General features: G+C 40.5%; 14 protein-coding genes. 3 read left to right on the top strand and 11 right to left on the bottom strand.

Annotation, left to right across the window (positions count from 1 at the left end; translation table 11 throughout):
• Positions 1–125 precede the first annotated feature (125 nt).
• Positions 126–1,103 (top strand): tRNA-modifying protein YgfZ, encoded by a 978-nt coding sequence (gene ygfZ / locus ESZ39_RS08305; RefSeq protein ID WP_146879450.1) that lies wholly within the window; start codon positions 126–128, stop codon positions 1,101–1,103.
• Between the two features lie 8 nt (positions 1,104–1,111).
• Positions 1,112–1,606, top strand: coding sequence for a peptidylprolyl isomerase (locus tag ESZ39_RS08300; protein WP_146879449.1), 495 nt, complete (start codon positions 1,112–1,114; stop codon positions 1,604–1,606).
• Between the two features lie 101 nt (positions 1,607–1,707).
• On the opposite strand, the gene ESZ39_RS08295 is transcribed toward ESZ39_RS08300, so the two are convergent.
• The 4 genes from ESZ39_RS08295 to guaB form a co-directional block, all read right to left on the bottom strand.
• Positions 1,708–3,660 carry an ATP-dependent DNA helicase RecQ gene (locus tag ESZ39_RS08295; protein WP_146879448.1) on the bottom strand — a complete coding sequence of 651 codons (1,953 nt, stop codon included), beginning with the start codon at positions 3,658–3,660 and terminating at the stop codon, positions 1,708–1,710.
• A gap of 356 nt (positions 3,661–4,016) precedes the next feature.
• The gene (locus ESZ39_RS08290; RefSeq protein WP_146879447.1) at positions 4,017–4,376 is read right to left on the bottom strand and encodes a RidA family protein; all 360 of its coding nucleotides are present in this window, start codon (positions 4,374–4,376) and stop codon (positions 4,017–4,019) included.
• Positions 4,377–4,640: 264 nt separating this feature from the next.
• Positions 4,641–6,218 (bottom strand): glutamine-hydrolyzing GMP synthase, encoded by a 1,578-nt coding sequence (gene guaA / locus ESZ39_RS08285; protein WP_146879446.1) that lies wholly within the window; start codon positions 6,216–6,218, stop codon positions 4,641–4,643.
• A 369-nt stretch (positions 6,219–6,587) separates the two neighbouring features.
• Complete coding sequence (gene guaB / locus ESZ39_RS08280) at positions 6,588–8,060, bottom strand: IMP dehydrogenase (protein ID WP_146879445.1); 1,473 nt, start codon at positions 8,058–8,060, stop codon at positions 6,588–6,590.
• A gap of 190 nt (positions 8,061–8,250) precedes the next feature.
• Here guaB and xseA point away from each other — a divergent pair, with 190 nt between their 5' ends.
• Positions 8,251–9,588, top strand: coding sequence for an exodeoxyribonuclease VII large subunit (gene xseA / locus ESZ39_RS08275; protein WP_146879444.1), 1,338 nt, complete (start codon positions 8,251–8,253; stop codon positions 9,586–9,588).
• On the opposite strand, the gene ESZ39_RS08270 is transcribed toward xseA, so the two are convergent.
• The 7 genes from ESZ39_RS08270 to ESZ39_RS08240 form a co-directional block, all read right to left on the bottom strand.
• Positions 9,585–10,268, bottom strand: a complete 684-nt coding sequence (locus tag ESZ39_RS08270; RefSeq protein ID WP_146879443.1) for a PilZ domain-containing protein — start codon at positions 10,266–10,268, stop codon at positions 9,585–9,587. The genes xseA and ESZ39_RS08270 overlap by 4 nt on opposite strands.
• Before the next feature lie 184 nt (positions 10,269–10,452).
• Positions 10,453–11,928 carry a ribosome biogenesis GTPase Der gene (der, locus tag ESZ39_RS08265; RefSeq protein ID WP_146879442.1) on the bottom strand — a complete coding sequence of 492 codons (1,476 nt, stop codon included), beginning with the start codon at positions 11,926–11,928 and terminating at the stop codon, positions 10,453–10,455.
• 153 nt (positions 11,929–12,081) lie between these two features.
• Positions 12,082–13,290: an outer membrane protein assembly factor BamB gene (bamB, locus tag ESZ39_RS08260; RefSeq protein WP_146879441.1), complete on the bottom strand. Its 1,209-nt coding sequence runs from the start codon at positions 13,288–13,290 to the stop codon at positions 12,082–12,084.
• Between the two features lie 14 nt (positions 13,291–13,304).
• A complete protein-coding gene (locus tag ESZ39_RS08255; RefSeq protein WP_146879440.1) occupies positions 13,305–13,943 on the bottom strand; it encodes a YfgM family protein in 639 nt (212 codons plus the stop codon).
• Between the two features lie 9 nt (positions 13,944–13,952).
• Positions 13,953–15,227, bottom strand: coding sequence for a histidine--tRNA ligase (hisS, locus tag ESZ39_RS08250; RefSeq protein WP_146879439.1), 1,275 nt, complete (start codon positions 15,225–15,227; stop codon positions 13,953–13,955).
• A 133-nt stretch (positions 15,228–15,360) separates the two neighbouring features.
• The gene (gene ispG, locus ESZ39_RS08245) at positions 15,361–16,482 is read right to left on the bottom strand and encodes a flavodoxin-dependent (E)-4-hydroxy-3-methylbut-2-enyl-diphosphate synthase (RefSeq protein WP_146879438.1); all 1,122 of its coding nucleotides are present in this window, start codon (positions 16,480–16,482) and stop codon (positions 15,361–15,363) included.
• Between the two features lie 47 nt (positions 16,483–16,529).
• Positions 16,530–17,531: a RodZ domain-containing protein gene (locus ESZ39_RS08240; protein ID WP_146879437.1), complete on the bottom strand. Its 1,002-nt coding sequence runs from the start codon at positions 17,529–17,531 to the stop codon at positions 16,530–16,532.
• Between the last annotated feature and the right edge of the window lie 9 nt (positions 17,532–17,540).

Here is a 17,540-nt window from a genome sequence, read left to right as displayed (position 1 = left end):
CGAATTGATCATTAAATTAGTAAACTTTTACTCGTGAAATAGCAGAAAAAAAACAGCATATGCTTGTAATTTAAATAAATGTCCTCACCTTAGAGGGTAATAGCTTTTTTCAGCAATATTGCCGGATGATGAACATAATGAATCATAACTTACCTAGTTATAACGAATTACCAGAAGTATTTGCCATCAACCTTGATAGTGTTGGCGTCATTACCTTATCGGGTGAAGAGCAAATCAAATACTTACAAGGGCAAGTAACCTGTGACGTTGACAGCTTGGCACAGGAAAAACTGCTTATTGGCGCGCACTGTAACGCCAAAGGCAAAGTATTTTCTGCTTTTCGTCTACTAGAGCGTCAAGGAAAATTTTTACTCTTACAACCGATAAGTTCAATTGAGCAGTCATTGGCAGAGCTAAAGAAATTTGGTGTTTTTGCTAAAGTTGAAATAACCCGAGACACTGAATACGCTTACCTCGCTATTGCGGGCCAGCAAGCATCAGTAAAAATGGCTGAATTATTTCAACAAGTGCCTGACAAAATCACCCCCGTCGTGCACGAAAAAAATACCACCTTGGTTTATATTGCTGGTGACATTAGCCGCTACCTCATCATTGATAAGATTGATAAGTTAGCTGAAATTTCTGCAACTTTTGACTTCCCAACCTATGACGACGCGCTGTGGAACTTATTGGAGATTTCCGCAGGGTTTCCCATGCTTTCTCAGCAGTATGTCGCAGAATATGTACCGCAAATGCTCAACCTGCAAGCCATCAATGGCATCAGCTTTACTAAGGGTTGCTATTTAGGCCAAGAAACTGTTGCTCGTATGCAATATTTAGGCAAAAACAAACGTGCGCTTTTTACCCTGACAGGTAAAGATATGGTGGCTAACGTCGGTGATATCATCGAGAAAAAGCTCGGGGAAAATTGGCGTAAGGCCGGTGACGTATTAGCGGTTTATCAAGCCAGTAATCTGCAGACTTATATTCAAGGCGTTTTAGCCAACGATGTCGATAATAGCACCGAGCTAAGAATTAAAACCCAGAACTCAACTTTAACAATAATACCCTTACCTTATAAATTAAGTACAGACATTGAATAGGACATAATATGAAAATTACCGACAACAAAGTAGTTGTACTGCATTACGCGGTATCAGATAACGAAGATACCTTAATTGATAGTTCATACGATCATAGTCCATTAGCGGTCATTCAAGGCTCACAGTATCTGATCCCTGGCTTGGAAGCAGCCTTAGTTGATCACAAAGCGGGTGATAAATTTGAAGTTGAAGTTAGTGCTGACGATGCTTATGGACAACGTGAAGACGGCTTTGTACAAACTGTACCCAAAGAAATGTTTGCTGGCATTGAAGATTTAGACGTAGGTAGTCAGCTACGCGCTACGACCGATGAAGGCGAGCAAACCGTTATCGTGATTGACGCAAAAGAAGACGAGATTACCGTTGATGGTAATCACCCGTTGGCAGGCATGGACTTAAAATTTGATGTTGAAATTTTAGAAGTACGCGATGCTACTGAAGAAGAGTTAGCACATGGCCATGTACATGTTGAAGGTGAAGACGGTTGTGGCCACGATCACTAGCATTTATGAACTCAGCCAAGACTAGATTAACCTAAGCTTAGATTAAAAAAAGGCACTGATATAGTGCCTTTTTTGATCAGCTTTACCTCACAAACATCACGTTATACCAAAGCTGTTACTTGTGCTTTAATCTCGCCATACCGCATGTACTGACACACACCAAAATAACTTAGTTGTCGGACTTTAGCGCGGGTAAATAACGGCACACTCATACCCGATAAAAATCGACAAATAGTGTCAATAGACAAGATATTCGTTGGTTGATCGGCAGCAGACTTCAACGTTGAAAAGTGCTGTTGCAACTGCGCAATACCAAGAGCAATGGTATCTGAACTCACCGCTTGATGATTGCTCGAATAAGCTAATATTGCCACCTGCCCACGACAAACCGAACAATGTCCACAGTTTTTTGGTGCACGTTGATCATCAAAGTAATGAGAAAGCTGCTGGGTTAAACAACTGTCGCTTTGGAAAAACGCGACCAGCTTAGTGATACGCTCAATTTCCGCTTGTTCTTTGTCAAAAAAATAATGAAAAAGCGTGTCAACCAAGGCATTATTTTCTAACGCCGCCATGTTGACACTAAAGACTTCAGTGGCCTTTTTTGTTTCCAAGACAATATGCTGCTGATCTGCTAAATACTCAAGCGCGGCGACAATGCGTTTTCTTGGTGCTTGATGACGCGTATACATTAGATCAAAGTCGGGCTCACCCCAGATTTTTTTCATTTTTGCACAATTAAAAACTTGTGCTAAAAACTCGTTGCGCTCAGCATTAAATGCGCTAATAATTTGCTCTTTTGGTGTAACAAATTTAAATTTAAAATCAGCGAAATAACTAAACTTAGCGTTAATAACCCCGAGCAGTTCTAACTGAACTAGTAAGGTTTTTAATGGCAACTGTTTAATATTACTAGCATTTGATAAGCTCAGCACTTGCAGTTCCCATTGGCCATTATGCATCTCGTTACGTATATTTTGTAAAACATAGTCGATACTTGAGCGCTCAGGCGTATCGGCATAAACAAAATTTTCTACGGTATGAATGCCATCAAGGTTAGCCAAAGTAAAACAGGCAGCATTAGCTTTGTCTCGACCTGCCCGACCAATTTCTTGACTATAGTTTTCAATGGATTTGGGGAGATCGTAGTGAATAACAAAACGGATATTAGCTTTATCTATCCCCATACCAAAGGCAATAGTCGCGACAATAATAGGCGTTTCTCCTTGCATAAAGTCTTGCTGAATTTGCTTGCGCACATCATCTTTAAAACCGGCATGGTAAGCCTTTGCAGCTATACCTTGTTGTTGCAGAAAGTCAGCCACTTTTTCAGCACTGTGTTGCAAAGTCACATAAATAATACCGCAACCCTCATGCTGGCGAATTACATCAACCAGTGTTTGGTTTTTATCTCTTTCTGCGACCGGTAAAACAGATAAATCCAAGTTGCTGCGATAAAAACCTGTTTGCACTATATGGTTATCAGTAATGGCAAATTTATTAGCCATATCCTGTTTAACTTGCTTAGTGGCGGTCGCCGTAAGTAAAAGCACTAAGGGAATATTGAGCTCTTGTCGATAACGTGGCAATTTTAAATAATCAGGTCGAAAATTATGACCCCATTCTGAAATACAATGTGCTTCGTCTACCACCAACATAGAAATAGCAATAGCTTCAATAAACTGACGAAAACGCTCATTTTTAAAACGCTCTACCGAGACCATCAAAATTTTTATTTTACCTGAACGAACGTCACGGGTAATTTGCTGACTCTCTTCAAATGATAACGTTGAGTCAATACTAGCCGCTGCGATACCTTTGGTATGCAAAAATGCGAGTTGGTCTTTCATCAAGGCCAATAAGGGCGATACCACTAAGGTTAAATGTGGTAAATTTATCGCCGCAAGTTGATAACATAATGATTTACCGGCACCCGTTGGGAAAATGGCTAGTGAAGAGTCACCATTAAGTAACTGTGTTATCGTTTGCTCTTGCCCGGTTCTAAACTCGTCAAACCCAAAGCTAGCTTTTAATGATTGCTGTAACATCGACATAATTGCCCTACTTTTTAAATATCTACGGTTTAGTTTAGTCTATGGTAGTAATACCAGTGCCATTAAGTTTGTGATCTTGTTGTGCGCAGGAAAAATAATTCAAGGTAAAGTGCTCGATTGAGCAATAGCTGGCTATTGGGATTGAGAGCAACACAGCCTTGAGCTATTTTAACTAGTACAAGTGAGCAATAACTTAATGGGATTGGTATAATACCAAATTGATTAATTACCTGCTCATTTTTAATGGTTAAAATGAATAACTACAGCGTTATAAAATTTATAAGGTGAATAACTACTGACTAAATTTTATGCCTTGTATTTATCCATTTTTCCTCATGAAAAAGGTGATCACTTAATTAATCAAATTGGTATAAGGCAGCAACAATACTTATTTCGACCAAAAGTACTTCTCTTGCCATTGCCGCTTGCACACAAGCACGAGCGGGGGCAAAACCTGCTGGCACCCAAGCATCCCATACGGTATTCATAGCGGCAAAATCAGCCATAGTTTTTAGGTATATGGTTGCTGATAACATATGCTGCTTTGAACTACCTGCCTTGAGCAATAAGGCCTCAACCTTATCTAGCATGGTTTGCGTTTGTTCAGTAATACTTTGGCTGGCGTCAGCACAAACCTGACCGCATAAATAAACTGTACCATTGTGTTTAACAATACGGCTCATACGGGGTTTAGTCTCTAGTCTTTCAATCGTCATTATTGTGGCCTTAATACCAAGTTGATTAATATATTTAAAATCGCGGCTCCTTCACAATCATGTGCTCACCGCATACTGTATAGGATATAAATCCTACACATAAAAAACCCCAAGGTTTCAAGCTTAGGGTTTTATAATATGAATGAAGCAATAACCTAGTTTATAAGCAAAGGCAAAGCATTCAAGGCGAAAGCACGGAGCCTAGTTTACTAGGTGAGTACTGCCAACACAGAAATTGAATGTTATAACCAGCTTAAGACAAAGTTACTCCCATTCGATAGTCGCGGGTGGCTTACCTGAAATATCGTAAACTACGCGAGAAATACCATCCACTTCGTTAATAATGCGATTAGACACTAGGCCTAAGAACTCGTAGGGTAAATGTGACCAACGCGCGGTCATAAAGTCAATAGTTTCTACACAACGTAGACTTACTACCCAATCATATTTACGTGCATCGCCCATCACACCCACTGAACGTACCGGTAAAAATACCGTGAAGGCTTGGCTGACTTTTTTATACAAGTCATGCTTGTGCAATTCTTCGATGAAGATGTGATCAGCTCGACGTAATAAGTCAGCATATTCTTTTTTCACTTCACCTAAAATTCGTACCCCTAAACCCGGTCCAGGGAACGGATGACGATATAACATATCGTAGGGCAAACCTAATTCAAGACCTATTTTACGTACTTCATCTTTAAATAATTCACGTAATGGCTCAACTAAACCAAGTTTCATATGTTCAGGTAAACCACCGACATTATGATGCGACTTAATCACATGGGCTTTACCGGTTGCTGACGCGGCTGACTCAATGACATCAGGGTAAATAGTACCTTGTGCTAACCATTTAGCATTACTGAGTTTATTGGCTTCTTCATCAAATATTTCAACAAAAACATTACCAATAATTTTACGTTTTTTCTCTGGATCATTCTCATCCGCTAAACGGTCTAAGAAGCGATTTTCAGCATTAACATGAATGATGTTTAAGCCAAAGTGGTCGCCAAACATGTCCATGACTTGTTGACCTTCATTTAACCGCAATAAACCGTTATCAACAAACACACAAGTTAACTTATCGCCAATAGCTTGATGTAGCAGCATAGCGACAACGGAAGAGTCAACACCACCTGATAAACCCAGTACAACCTCATCATCGCCGACTTGCGCTTTCATTTTCGCAATCGCGTCTTCAATAATTGACGCTGATGTCCAAAGTTTTTCACATTGACAAATATCAACAACAAAATGCTCAAGAATACGTAAACCCTGCTTGGTATGAGTCACTTCAGGGTGAAATTGTACCCCGTAAAATTGTTTCTCTTCATTAACCATCGCGGCATATTTACAGCTAGGGGTTTGTGCAACCGTAACGAAACCGGCAGGAATAGCAGACACTTTATCGCCATGGCTCATCCAAACGTCTAGCAAGGCGTTACCGTTTGCACTCACGTGGTCTTCAATGGCATTAAAAAGAGCAGATTTAGTAATAACTTCAACCGCGGCATAACCAAATTCTTTTTGCTCAGAGCTTTCAACGCTACCGCCTAATTGCTCAGCCATGGTTTGCATACCGTAGCAAATGCCTAATACTGGTACACCAGCATTAAACACATATTCTGGCGCACGCGGCGAATTATGCTCAGTGACTGACTCAGGTCCGCCAGCTAAAATAATACCGGTTGGATTAAAAGCTTTCAGTTGTTCTTCTGTAACATCCCAAGCCCATAATTCACAATAAACCCCAATTTCACGCACACGACGTGCAATGAGTTGAGTATACTGTGAACCAAAATCTAATATGAGTATGCGGTGATCATGAATGTCTTTACTCATGTTGTTTTCCTACTTTTATTTTTATCTATATAAAATGAACAGGCTGAGCGTTTTCTCTCTATGAGTTTCAGCTCAGCCTATTTGAATTTTTGTCGATGAAGTATTCGCCTTCATCAGTTTCGGTACTTTCTATCCATATCCATTTGAAAATATGTCAGCTTTAGTGCGAAACGGCAATCCAGAGTCGACACCAGTCAATAGGTATTTTCAACGATGATATTGCGTTTAAAGAATCTCATCAAAATTTAAGAATAGTTGATTTTAAAGCTAGTTAACGTTCTGGCAAAGAAGAAACACAGAGTTGACGTTAGTCAATCAGTACTTCTGATACCGTTAGCAAGTTAAATAGCGATAAAATCTCCTGTTCGACTAGCCCATACGGTAGTTTGGTGCTTCTTTAGTGATGGCTACATCATGCACATGCGACTCGCCCATGCCGGCAGAAGTAATCTTCATAAACTCAGGCTTAGTACGCATTATTTCAATCGTTGCTGAGCCAGTTAAACCCATTGATGAACGCAAGCCACCCATTTGTTGATGAATAATAGCAGCAACAGGACCTTTATAAGCAACACGGCCTTCAATTCCTTCCGGTACTAACTTGTCTGCTTCGCCATCTGATTTTTGGAAGTAACGGTCACTTGAGCCTTCTTTTTGGCTCATGGCACCTAAAGAGCCCATACCGCGATATGACTTGTAGTAACGACCTTGATAAAGCTCTACTTCACCTGGCGCTTCTTCAGTACCTGCCAACATACTACCGACCATCACACAATGCGCACCGGCTACTAATGCCTTAGCAATATCACCAGAAAAACGAATACCGCCATCGGCAATAACCGGAATACCGGTACCCTTTAAAGCTTCAACCGCATTAGAAATGGCGGTTAATTGTGGTACACCGACACCAGTGACGATACGAGTAGTACAAATAGAACCTGGGCCTATGCCAACTTTTACCGCATCAACACCGACATCAGCTAATGCTCTAGCACCAGCGCCAGTAGCGACATTACCCGCTATAATTTGTAAGTCAGGATATCTGGCACGTGTTTCAGCAACGCGGTCAAGCACACCTTGTGAATGGCCATGAGAGGTATCAATCAACAAGACGTCGACTCCAGCAACAACAAGGGCATCTATACGCTCATCGGTACCCGCACCGACACCAACAGCAGCACCAACGCGTAAGCGGCCTAATTCATCTTTACAAGCATTAGGTTTATTTTCAGCTTTTTGGTAATCTTTAACCGTGATCAAGCCTTTTAGTGTGAAAGCGTCATCAACCATAAGAATTTTTTCAATGCGATGTTCATGCATTAAACTTAAAATCACTTCACGTGACGCACCTTCTTTCACCGTAACTAATTTCTCTTTTTTAGTCATCAATGCCGAAACAGGTTTTGTTAAATCGGTTTCAAAACGTAAGTCGCGGCCAGTAATAATACCAATTAACTTATTTTTTTCATCAACAACAGGGAAACCAGAAAAGCCAAGTTCATCGGCTAAGCGCATGGTATCTTCGATACTTGCACTGGGATTGACCGTAACGGGATCTGAAACAATACCACTTTCATATTTCTTAACTTGAGAAACATTTTTAGCTTGTTCAGCTATGGTCATATTTTTATGAATAAATCCGAGGCCACCTTCTTGTGCTAAGGTAATGGCTAAACGCGCTTCGGTCACTGTGTCCATCGACGCAGAGATCATAGGTACATTTAAATTTATCTTTCGAGTTAATTTAGTTTTTAAATCAGCAGTATGGGGCAGTACCGTAGAATGGGCAGGTACCAGTAAAACATCGTCAAAGGTTAACGCTTCTTGAGCAATTCTTAGCATCGCAACATCTCTCTAAAGTGAGTGGTTAGGGAGTGAATATTGCGGCAGAATTTTAACCGTTTTCCCTACTAAGGTAAACTTAAAGTTGCAATTAATCGAAAATTAACTGCCGGTGATTGTTTAAAAAAATATATAATACTTAGCAATTAACCCATTATTATCTCTTAACAATATAAAAAGTAAAGTATATATGGCTCAACAGCAGATTCTACAAGTAAGTGAACTCACCAAAAAAGTACGTTTTATCTTAGAAAGTGAGTTAAATACTGTCTGGTTATGTGGCGAAATATCCAATTTTATTGCTGCCAGCTCTGGCCATTGGTATTTATCCTTAAAAGATCAAAAATCACAAGTTCGCTGTGCCATGTTCAAAGGCAATAATCGCCGGGTAAGAATGCAGCCAAAAAATGGTCAACAAGTATTGGTGCGCGCTAAAGTGTCATTGTACGAGCCGCGAGGCGATTTCCAGTTAATTATTGAGCAAATGGAGTCAGCAGGTGAAGGGCTGTTAAGACAACAATATCAATTATTAAAAGACCAGCTACACAGCGAAGGCTTGTTCGAACTACACCACAAACAAGCCATGCCTAAATTGATTCAAACTGTTGGCATTATCACCTCTCCTACCGGCGCTGCGGTAAAAGATATCATCACAGTATTAAACCGAAGAAATCCACTATTAAAGATTATTATTTACCCAGTCTTAGTACAAGGTCAGCAGGCTAAATATGAAATCGCCCAAGCCATTAACTTGGCGAATGAACGCCATGAAGTTGACGTTTTATTAATTGGTCGCGGCGGTGGTTCGTTGGAAGATTTATGGGCCTTTAATGAAGAGATAGTTGCTCGGGCCATTTTCCAGTCAAGCTTACCCACCATCAGTGCTGTTGGACATGAGATTGATACCACCTTAGCTGACTATGTTGCCGATTTAAGAGCGCCAACACCGTCTGCAGCGGCAGAAATAGTTTCTGCTGATGTTGACGAGCGTATTAATAAAATGACTGAACTGTTCAGTCGTGCGCACTTAGCGCTTAAGCAACAATTAAAGCGCTCTACGCACTCGCTAACCAGTTTAAACCATAGGTTAGCCCAAGTGCATCCCGAGCAACAACTACAAAATAAACAACAAAAGTCAGATGAGTTGAATATGCGCTTACAAGGGCTAATTATCCGGGCGTTAAACCAACTTAAGCATAAGCCTCAATACCTTGAACAGCGATTACTCAATGCCTCACCATCAAACCAGATAAAACAAAACCTGCAGCAAGTGACTCACCTCAACACAAAGCTTATTGGCGCACAGCAGCGGATATTAATCACCAAGCGAGAAAATTTTGCCCATCAATGCGAACAACTACATATGGTTAGTCCATTAGCCACCATTGCTCGCGGTTACAGTATAACTCGTGATGCGCAGGGGCAAATGATTAAAAGTACCAAAGATATAAATATCGCTGATACCATTAAAGTAGAAATTTCAGATGGTGTAATAGACGCTAAAGTGACAGCAGTACAAGTAAATTAATGCGGTAAGATAACCGCCTGTTGTAAGAGTTTGGTGACTTCAACTTTACTTGAGTTATCAAACTTAACACCAAGCATCACGCCATCAGCTTGGAATTTGGTATTACAAATTTCGGCATTAAGCTTAAGATTTTTTAAGTCTTGAAAAGCTTCAATAATGATTTCTACAGGTTTATTGTTAGTTAAAATGAGTTTTTCGCCATTATTAATCATAATTTGACAGCCTGTAACAGAAATATCATATATTATCGACGCCCAATACTCATTGTTCACTTTAACTTTTGCTTTAATATAAGTTTCAATTCGCATCGAGGAACGCAGATTTTGTAAGCTAACTTCACGTGGAAAATCAAGCACAATAATACGTGATGGAATTTGTATTGTTTGCCTAATGTTAGAAATGAAGGCGACGACAGCACCTTCATGACCTTCAATTAACCCGCGAACTGTCACGCCGATACCTTGCGTGATATATTGTGAAAAACTGCCCAGTTTTGAACTGTCAGGGTATTGCACTAGCACGTATTTTTTTGGCATATAGCCGATAAAACTTGAACGAAACTTACCACGTTGACCCGCAGGAGTTGTCATATCTAAGGTCACGATAGCGCCTGGACTTAACAACGCTAAATTGCGACTTAATCGCCCAGTCAGTTCCACTTTCATAGCATTATCAGGCATAAATTTCCAAGGTGTGAGTTTAAACAAAACAAAACAAAACAATAAAGCATAATAAAATAAGCTATTTAGCAATTTTACAGTAGCGGAGTATTGGTATGAAAGCAATATGGTTTATTGCTTTTTTGACTATAATTTGTCATAAAAAAAGCTAATGTTATCATCAGCTTTTTTATCATAATGGCAACTAGTCTTTTTTATAACCTTGTGTCGCACGTGCCATTTTCTTTTGCTCGGTATAGGTCAGTTTTTTCTTACCGGCAAACGGATTAGAGGTTTCTCTAAACTCAATTCTTATTGGCGTACCCATGATTTTTAATGATTTACGGTAGTAGTTCATCAAATAGCGCTTGTACGAAAGTGGAAGATTCTTCGCCAAATTACCATGAATAACGATAATCGGTGGATTATAACCACCGGCATGGGCATATTTTAGTTTAATACGACGACCATGATGCATAGGCGGCTGATGATCAAACACCGCCATATCTAAAATTTTAGTTACCATAGAAGTAGAAATACGCTTAGTCGCTGAAACAAAAGCTTCTTCTACCGACTCGTATAAATGCCCAACACCCGTGCCATGCAGCGCTGATATAAAATGAATACGGGCGAAATCAATAAAACCTAAACGACGATCTAATTCAGACTTGATACGCTCTTTAACGTGATCATCTAAACCGTCCCATTTGTTTACCGCTAAGACTAAAGAACGACCTGCTTCTAAAATAAAACCGAGTAGGCTTAAATCTTGATCGCTAATGCCGTCTTGTGCATCAATAATCAATAAACATACGTTGGCATCTTCTATTGCACGTAAAGTTTTAATGACAGAAAACTTCTCTACAATATCAGTAACATTTTTTCGGCGACGAATACCCGCGGTATCGATTAAGGTGTAGGGACGACCCTTATGTTCCATTGGAATATAAACGCTATCACGTGTGGTCCCTGGCATGTCAAATACCACTACCCTATCTTCACCCAAAATTCGGTTAGTTAAAGTTGATTTACCGACGTTAGGCTTACCAATGATCGCTAACTTAATGGTGTCAGTTTCTTCTGGTGCTTCGTCAATGTTTTTTTGATCTAACGCTTCATGGTCTATATTTTCATCAAAATCACCGTCAAATTCATCATTTTCTTGTACTTTAGGTTTACTAAGCTCTTCGATATGAGGGGTTAGCGCCAAAGTTAATAGTTGCGTAACACCACGGCCATGTGCAGCGGCAATTTGATGTACAGCATCACCTAAGCCAAGAGAGTAAAAGTCGGCAACCGCAGAATCGGCATCTATACCATCAATTTTATTGGCGACTAAAAATACTTTTTTGTCTTGCTTACGTAGATGGCTAGCAATGCCTTGATCAGCAGACGTTAAACCCTCTCTGGCATCAACCATAAATAGCACGGCATCCGCTTCATCAATAGCAATCAGTGATTGCTCTGCCATTAAGGCATCAATACCTTTTTCATTACCTTCAATACCACCGGTATCAATGACAATAAAAGGGTGTTCTTCAACTTCCGCTTTTCCGTATTGACGATCACGGGTTAACCCTGGATAGTCGGCAACTAAAGCATCTCGACTACGCGTTAGTCTGTTAAATAATGTTGATTTGCCGACATTAGGTCGGCCAACAAGTGCTACTACAGGAAGCATGTTCACCTCAAATCTCTCTTTAAACTTAATATAACTAAATAACTATATCAGTTTTATTAATAAATAACGGCTCCAGTGCTTTTTGCATTGGAGCCGTTTATAATTTTAATCTACTTACTCAACTAGTTAATAATTATAAACTAGTTAAGTAACTTATTTTGCGATGGTAATTGCTTCTAAGTCACCGTTACGCGCTTGACTATACAAAATACCATTTTCAACTGTTGGTGTGGCGTGAATACCACTGCTGTCAACGTGATGACGAGCAACAATTTCGCCCGTTGCTTGATCTAACCAATGTAGATAGCCTTCAAAATCGCCAACTACAACATAGCCAGCGATAGGGGCTGGTCCAGTTAGGCCGCGGTTAGTAAGTGATAATTGACTCCAAAGCTCTAAGCCATTATTACGATCGATGGCATAAACATGGCCTTTAACATCAGTTAAAAACAAGCTATTACCACTGATCGCTAATTCAAGATAAGATGAATATTGACGTTGCCATAACACCCGGCCTGAACGTAATTCAACCGCACTTAAATTACCACGCGAAGACACAGTATAAATATTATCACCAAATATCAGCGGCGTTGAGTCAACATCAATAACGCGTTCTAATTCTGTCGAACCTGCTGCTTCACCAATATCTACAGTCCAACCTTGACGACCTTGTTCTAACAAATAAACTGACAGAGAACCGTCAGCTGAGCCAACAATAACACCACCACCCGCAATAACCGGGGCACTAATACCACGTAAAGTAAGCGGAGGTACGTCTTGCTCAATTTGCCAATCGTCTTGACCATTTGAAGCATTAAATGCCTTCATGACACCAGACGCAGTATTGACCACTAGTTTGCCAGAATCGAGTGCAGGTGCAGCAATAACTTCACCTTTAACTTTTCCCTGCCACGATAAAGCGCCACTTTCTGCGTCGAGGGCAATAACATCGCCATTCTCACTACCAAAAAATACTTTATTAATGCCAACGACAGCGCCACCACTAATTAAAGCTGGCTCTTTATCGTCGAAAAAGCCACGTTTGTCATCGATGTCACTTAAATCTGCATGCCAAACTTGTTCACCGCTATTTTCGTCGAAGGCGAAGGCTTCACCGTCACGACTGGCACTAAATACTTTGCCGTAAGCAACTACTGGCTGAATACGAGAAAAATAATCTCCAACACCATTACCAACACTTGCATCCCATTTTACCACAGGCTCAAATAATGCTTTTATGTCGGTTAATTCCGCGACCCTTAATTCTTCGTCCTCGTCATCGGTTGATGAACAGGCAGAAATACCTACCGCTAGCAAACAGATAGCAAGGAGGCTTTTGTTAAAGCGTTTAGTTATAAACATGCTTATATTACCCTCTATTCGCTTAAGTTAATTACTTGCGCTAAGTCGTCTAATTTCATTTGTAATGCTGGATTAGTGCCTTCAGTGGCACCATCAATTGCCGCTTGATAAGCATTTCGGGCTAACCCTGTTTTACCTTGTTTAAAGTAAATATCACCTTTGATTTCTTCAACGCTAGCGTCAAATGAAGCCGGTAGTTTTAGGCTTAATGTTACTAGCGCTTGTTCATACTGCTCTAACTGTAATTGCACGCGCGCTAAGCGCACAATAGCAATCGCTTTAATACCGTCATCTACTGACTTTTCAATTGCTGTGCTTAAATAGGCTTCAGCTTTTACCCAGTCTTGCTTTTCAGCCGCTTCTTTGGCCAAAGCAATAGCGGTTAACATGGTGTAACTAGAGGCACTATGTTCAGCCATAAAGACTTTGCCTGCTGCTGCAAAAGCAGCGCGATCTTCAGTCGCTACCTCAATCATCGTTTGATAGGCTTCAGAGGTATTTAGCTCTTGTTGTAATTTATAATCATTATAATAGTTAAGGCCAACAAACCCTGCAAAACCAATAGTTAAACCCGCGATAATCGCATTACCATTATCACTCCAAAACCTTTTGATTGATTCGACTTGTTGTTCTTCTGTTTGATTTATATCCAAAACTGACCCTTAAAGTAAATTTGTTAAAAGACTTGGCACTTGCTCAAGTGGCAAACTTTGTTGTTCTTGTTGTCCGCGCAAATATTTCACGGTTACCGTCTGTTGAGCTATTTCATCTTCACCAAGAATCAATGCTATTTGGGCACCCGATTTATCTGCACGCTTCATTTGTTTTTTCATATTGCCGCCACCGCAGTGACACTGTAAGCGAATATCAGGTACTTGATCGCGCCATTGCTCAGCTAAGCCGTTGGCGGTGATTTCAACGTCATCGCCCAACATAATAACGTAAGCATCGACTTGCGCTCTAATATTATTGGCTTTTTCTAAACTGGTCATCATCAACACCAAACGCTCAATGCCTAAAGCAAAACCAAAGCCTGGTGTCGATTTACCGCCAAGCTGCTCGACTAAACCATCGTAGCGTCCGCCAGCACAAATAGTGCCTTGAGCACCTAAGCTTGAGGTAACCCATTCAAAAACCGTACGATTATAATAATCTAAACCGCGTACTAAACGTTCATTAATCACATACTTAATACCAGCGGCATCTAAGCGCTGACAAACTGATGCAAAGTGTGTGCTTGACTCTTCAGCAAAATAGTCAGCTAATTTAGGTGCGCCAACCAATGCCGCTTGTACCTCTGGGTTTTTGCTGTCCAGCACGCGCAATGGGTTAGTGTGCATGCGGCGTTTACTATCTTCATCTAAAAGATGTTCTTTTTCAGTTAAAAATACCACTAGCGCATCACGATATTGTCCGCGCTCTTCGTTTGAACCTAGTGAATTTAGCTCTAGTGTGACAAATTCGTTGATGCCAAGTTCCCGCCAAAGTCGAGCCGTTAACATAATAATTTCAGCGTCAATATCAGGTGTTGCTATACCAAAGGCCTCTAAGCCAAATTGGTGAAATTGACGATAACGCCCCTTTTGTGGTCGCTCATGACGAAACATCGGTCCCATATACCATAAGCGCTGTTCTTGGTTATACAGTAATCCATGTTGATTACCAGCACGAACACAACTTGCTGTACCTTCTGGACGTAATGTTAAGCTATCGCCATTACGGTCCTCAAAGGTATACATTTCCTTTTCAACAATATCGGTTACTTCACCAATAGAGCGTTTAAATAACGCTGTTGACTCGACAATCGGCATACGTATTTCAGCAAAACCGTAATTACTGGCAACGCGGCGCAGTACTGTTTCTACCATTTGCCAAATACCTGTTTGTGCCGGTAAACAGTCGTTCATACCTCTAATTGCTTGAAGTGCTTTACTCACGTATTATTTTCTCGCTAGTGTTGATCGGTTTAATTATTTGTTTGCTTATACAAAGAACAATGATTATCGCGGGCATTATAGGCAGTTTACTATCAAACGTAAATAACAGCGCAATGGTGGCATTAATTCGCCATTATGAATCAATTTCTTGTATGGCTATTTTATAACTCGCATCAAGTTTTTTAGCCTTCGCACGGATTCGTTGCTCTAGTTGATCAACAAGATTGTTGTTATCAAAACGCTCTTTTTGACGGATACCGTCAAGATAAAAACCACTCTTTTTACTGCTGCCCGTTAAGCCTAAGTCAGAAATTAGTGCTTCGCCGGGTCCGTTAACAATACAGCCGATAATTGAAACATCCATCGGCGTGGTGATATCTTCAACACGTTGCTCTAAAGCGTTTACTGTTGAAATAACATCGAATTCTTGGCGCGAACAACTTGGGCAAGCAATAAAGTTGATGCCGCGGCTGCGCAGTTTCAGTGATTTTAAAATATCAAAGCCAACTTTAATCTCTTCAATAGGATCAGCGGCTAATGAAACCCGTAAGGTATCGCCAATGCCTTCAGCAAGCAGTAAGCCTAGCCCTACTGATGATTTAACAGAGCCTGAGCGTAAACCGCCAGCTTCGGTAATGCCTAAATGTAGGGGGTTATCAATTTGTTTAGCTAACAAGCGATAAGCCCCAACAGCAAGAAAAACATCTGAGGCTTTAACACTGACTTTAAATTCATGAAAATTTAACCGATCAAGAATATCAACATGACGCATGGCAGATTCTAATAAGGCTTCAGCCGTTGGTTCTCTGTACTTTTCTTGAATGTCTTTTTCTAACGAACCGCCGTTGACCCCAATCCTAATCGGAATATTATTATCTCGAGCACACTCAACTACAGAACGCACCCGGTCTTCTCGACCAATATTTCCTGGATTAATACGTAAGCAGTCAACGCCATATTCTGCTACTTTTAAAGCAATGCGGTAATCAAAATGAATATCAGCTACTAACGGAATATTACTTTGCAGCTTGATTTCACGAAATGCTTCCGCCGCGTCCATTGTTGGCACACTGACTCTTACAATGTCGGCACCAACGGCCTCAAGTGCTTTAATTTGTGCAACCGTTGCCGCCACATCTGTGGTCAGTGTGTTGGTCATTGACTGTACTGTAATCGGGGCATCGCCACCAACAGGAACATTGCCAACCATGATCTGGCGGGACTTTCGACGAATAATAGGAGATTCTTTAAACATAATAAAACTTCAATAGTGTTGCGTTAATTAAAAAAAATTTTACCGTATTAAGGCGCTAGTGGTAATGAAAACTTGGCAATATTACCGGCATTATATACCGCCATATCAACCGGAACGTCATTATAATCTATTTTTACCAATTCTGGTTTACCTAAGGTGATAGAAAAAGGTGCTTGACCAGAAATTCGCATAATATACCCCGACTCTTTCACACCCCAAGCAATTCGCTCGCCAGTAGCATCAAATATATTAACCCAACAGTCACCAGCGAAAGTAAAAACAACCGTGTCAATTGACGCAGATAATACCTTTTCAGCAACCGCTTTGTTATTATTTAAGTCGACTTGAGCATCAGTTAAAGCAGAGCTTGACGACGTCTGTTCAACAGCAAGTGCCGCTGCTTTATCGAGGTTTTCTACGTTGTTATTGGCATTTGTTTTAGTTTTAGTTTTAATCACTTCAGCTACACTAACCGTTAACTCGCCATTTGGCATAACGCTTGAATTATTTGCGTTACTTTCATTCAATAGATTGCCTTGTTCAGGCGCATTATTATCTCCAGCTGAGGTTTCAACCGTGCTTGCCACTATCGGCTCAGGTTGCTCAGAAGGCGTTTGAAGCCACCAGACTACAGTTGCTGTAACTAATATGGCTAAAATAAGATAAGTGATCCACATCAACCGATTGTGTTCGGCCTGTTTCTCTGTGCCTTTAGAAAAGCTTTGCATGTCAGCACATTGGTTTTGTGTTAGCGCTAACTTTTCATAGCTTTTTAAGACGTCTTCTTGGGCAATATTGACCAACTTGGCATAATTTTTCAGATAACCACGATTAAAGGCCTCAGGTAAACTACAGTCAAATTTATCTACTTCGATATCTTCGACTAAGCCTATTCTAAAGTTGAGTTTATTAGCCACTTGCTGTTGGCTTAACCCTCGCATTTCTCGTGCTGCTTTGAGCATAAAGCCCGGACCCACGATATTGATATCGTCAATGGCGTCTGCCAAGTCATCATTTTCATTTTTTAATACTTCAAAATCTTGATTCATCAAGTATTT

The sequence above is a fragment of the Colwellia sp. C1TZA3 genome, from assembly GCF_007954265.1.
GTDB lineage: Bacteria > Pseudomonadota > Gammaproteobacteria > Enterobacterales > Alteromonadaceae > Cognaticolwellia.
The sequence above is the reverse complement of the archived record's forward strand: the minus strand, read 5'-3'. Positions and strand labels throughout refer to the sequence as shown.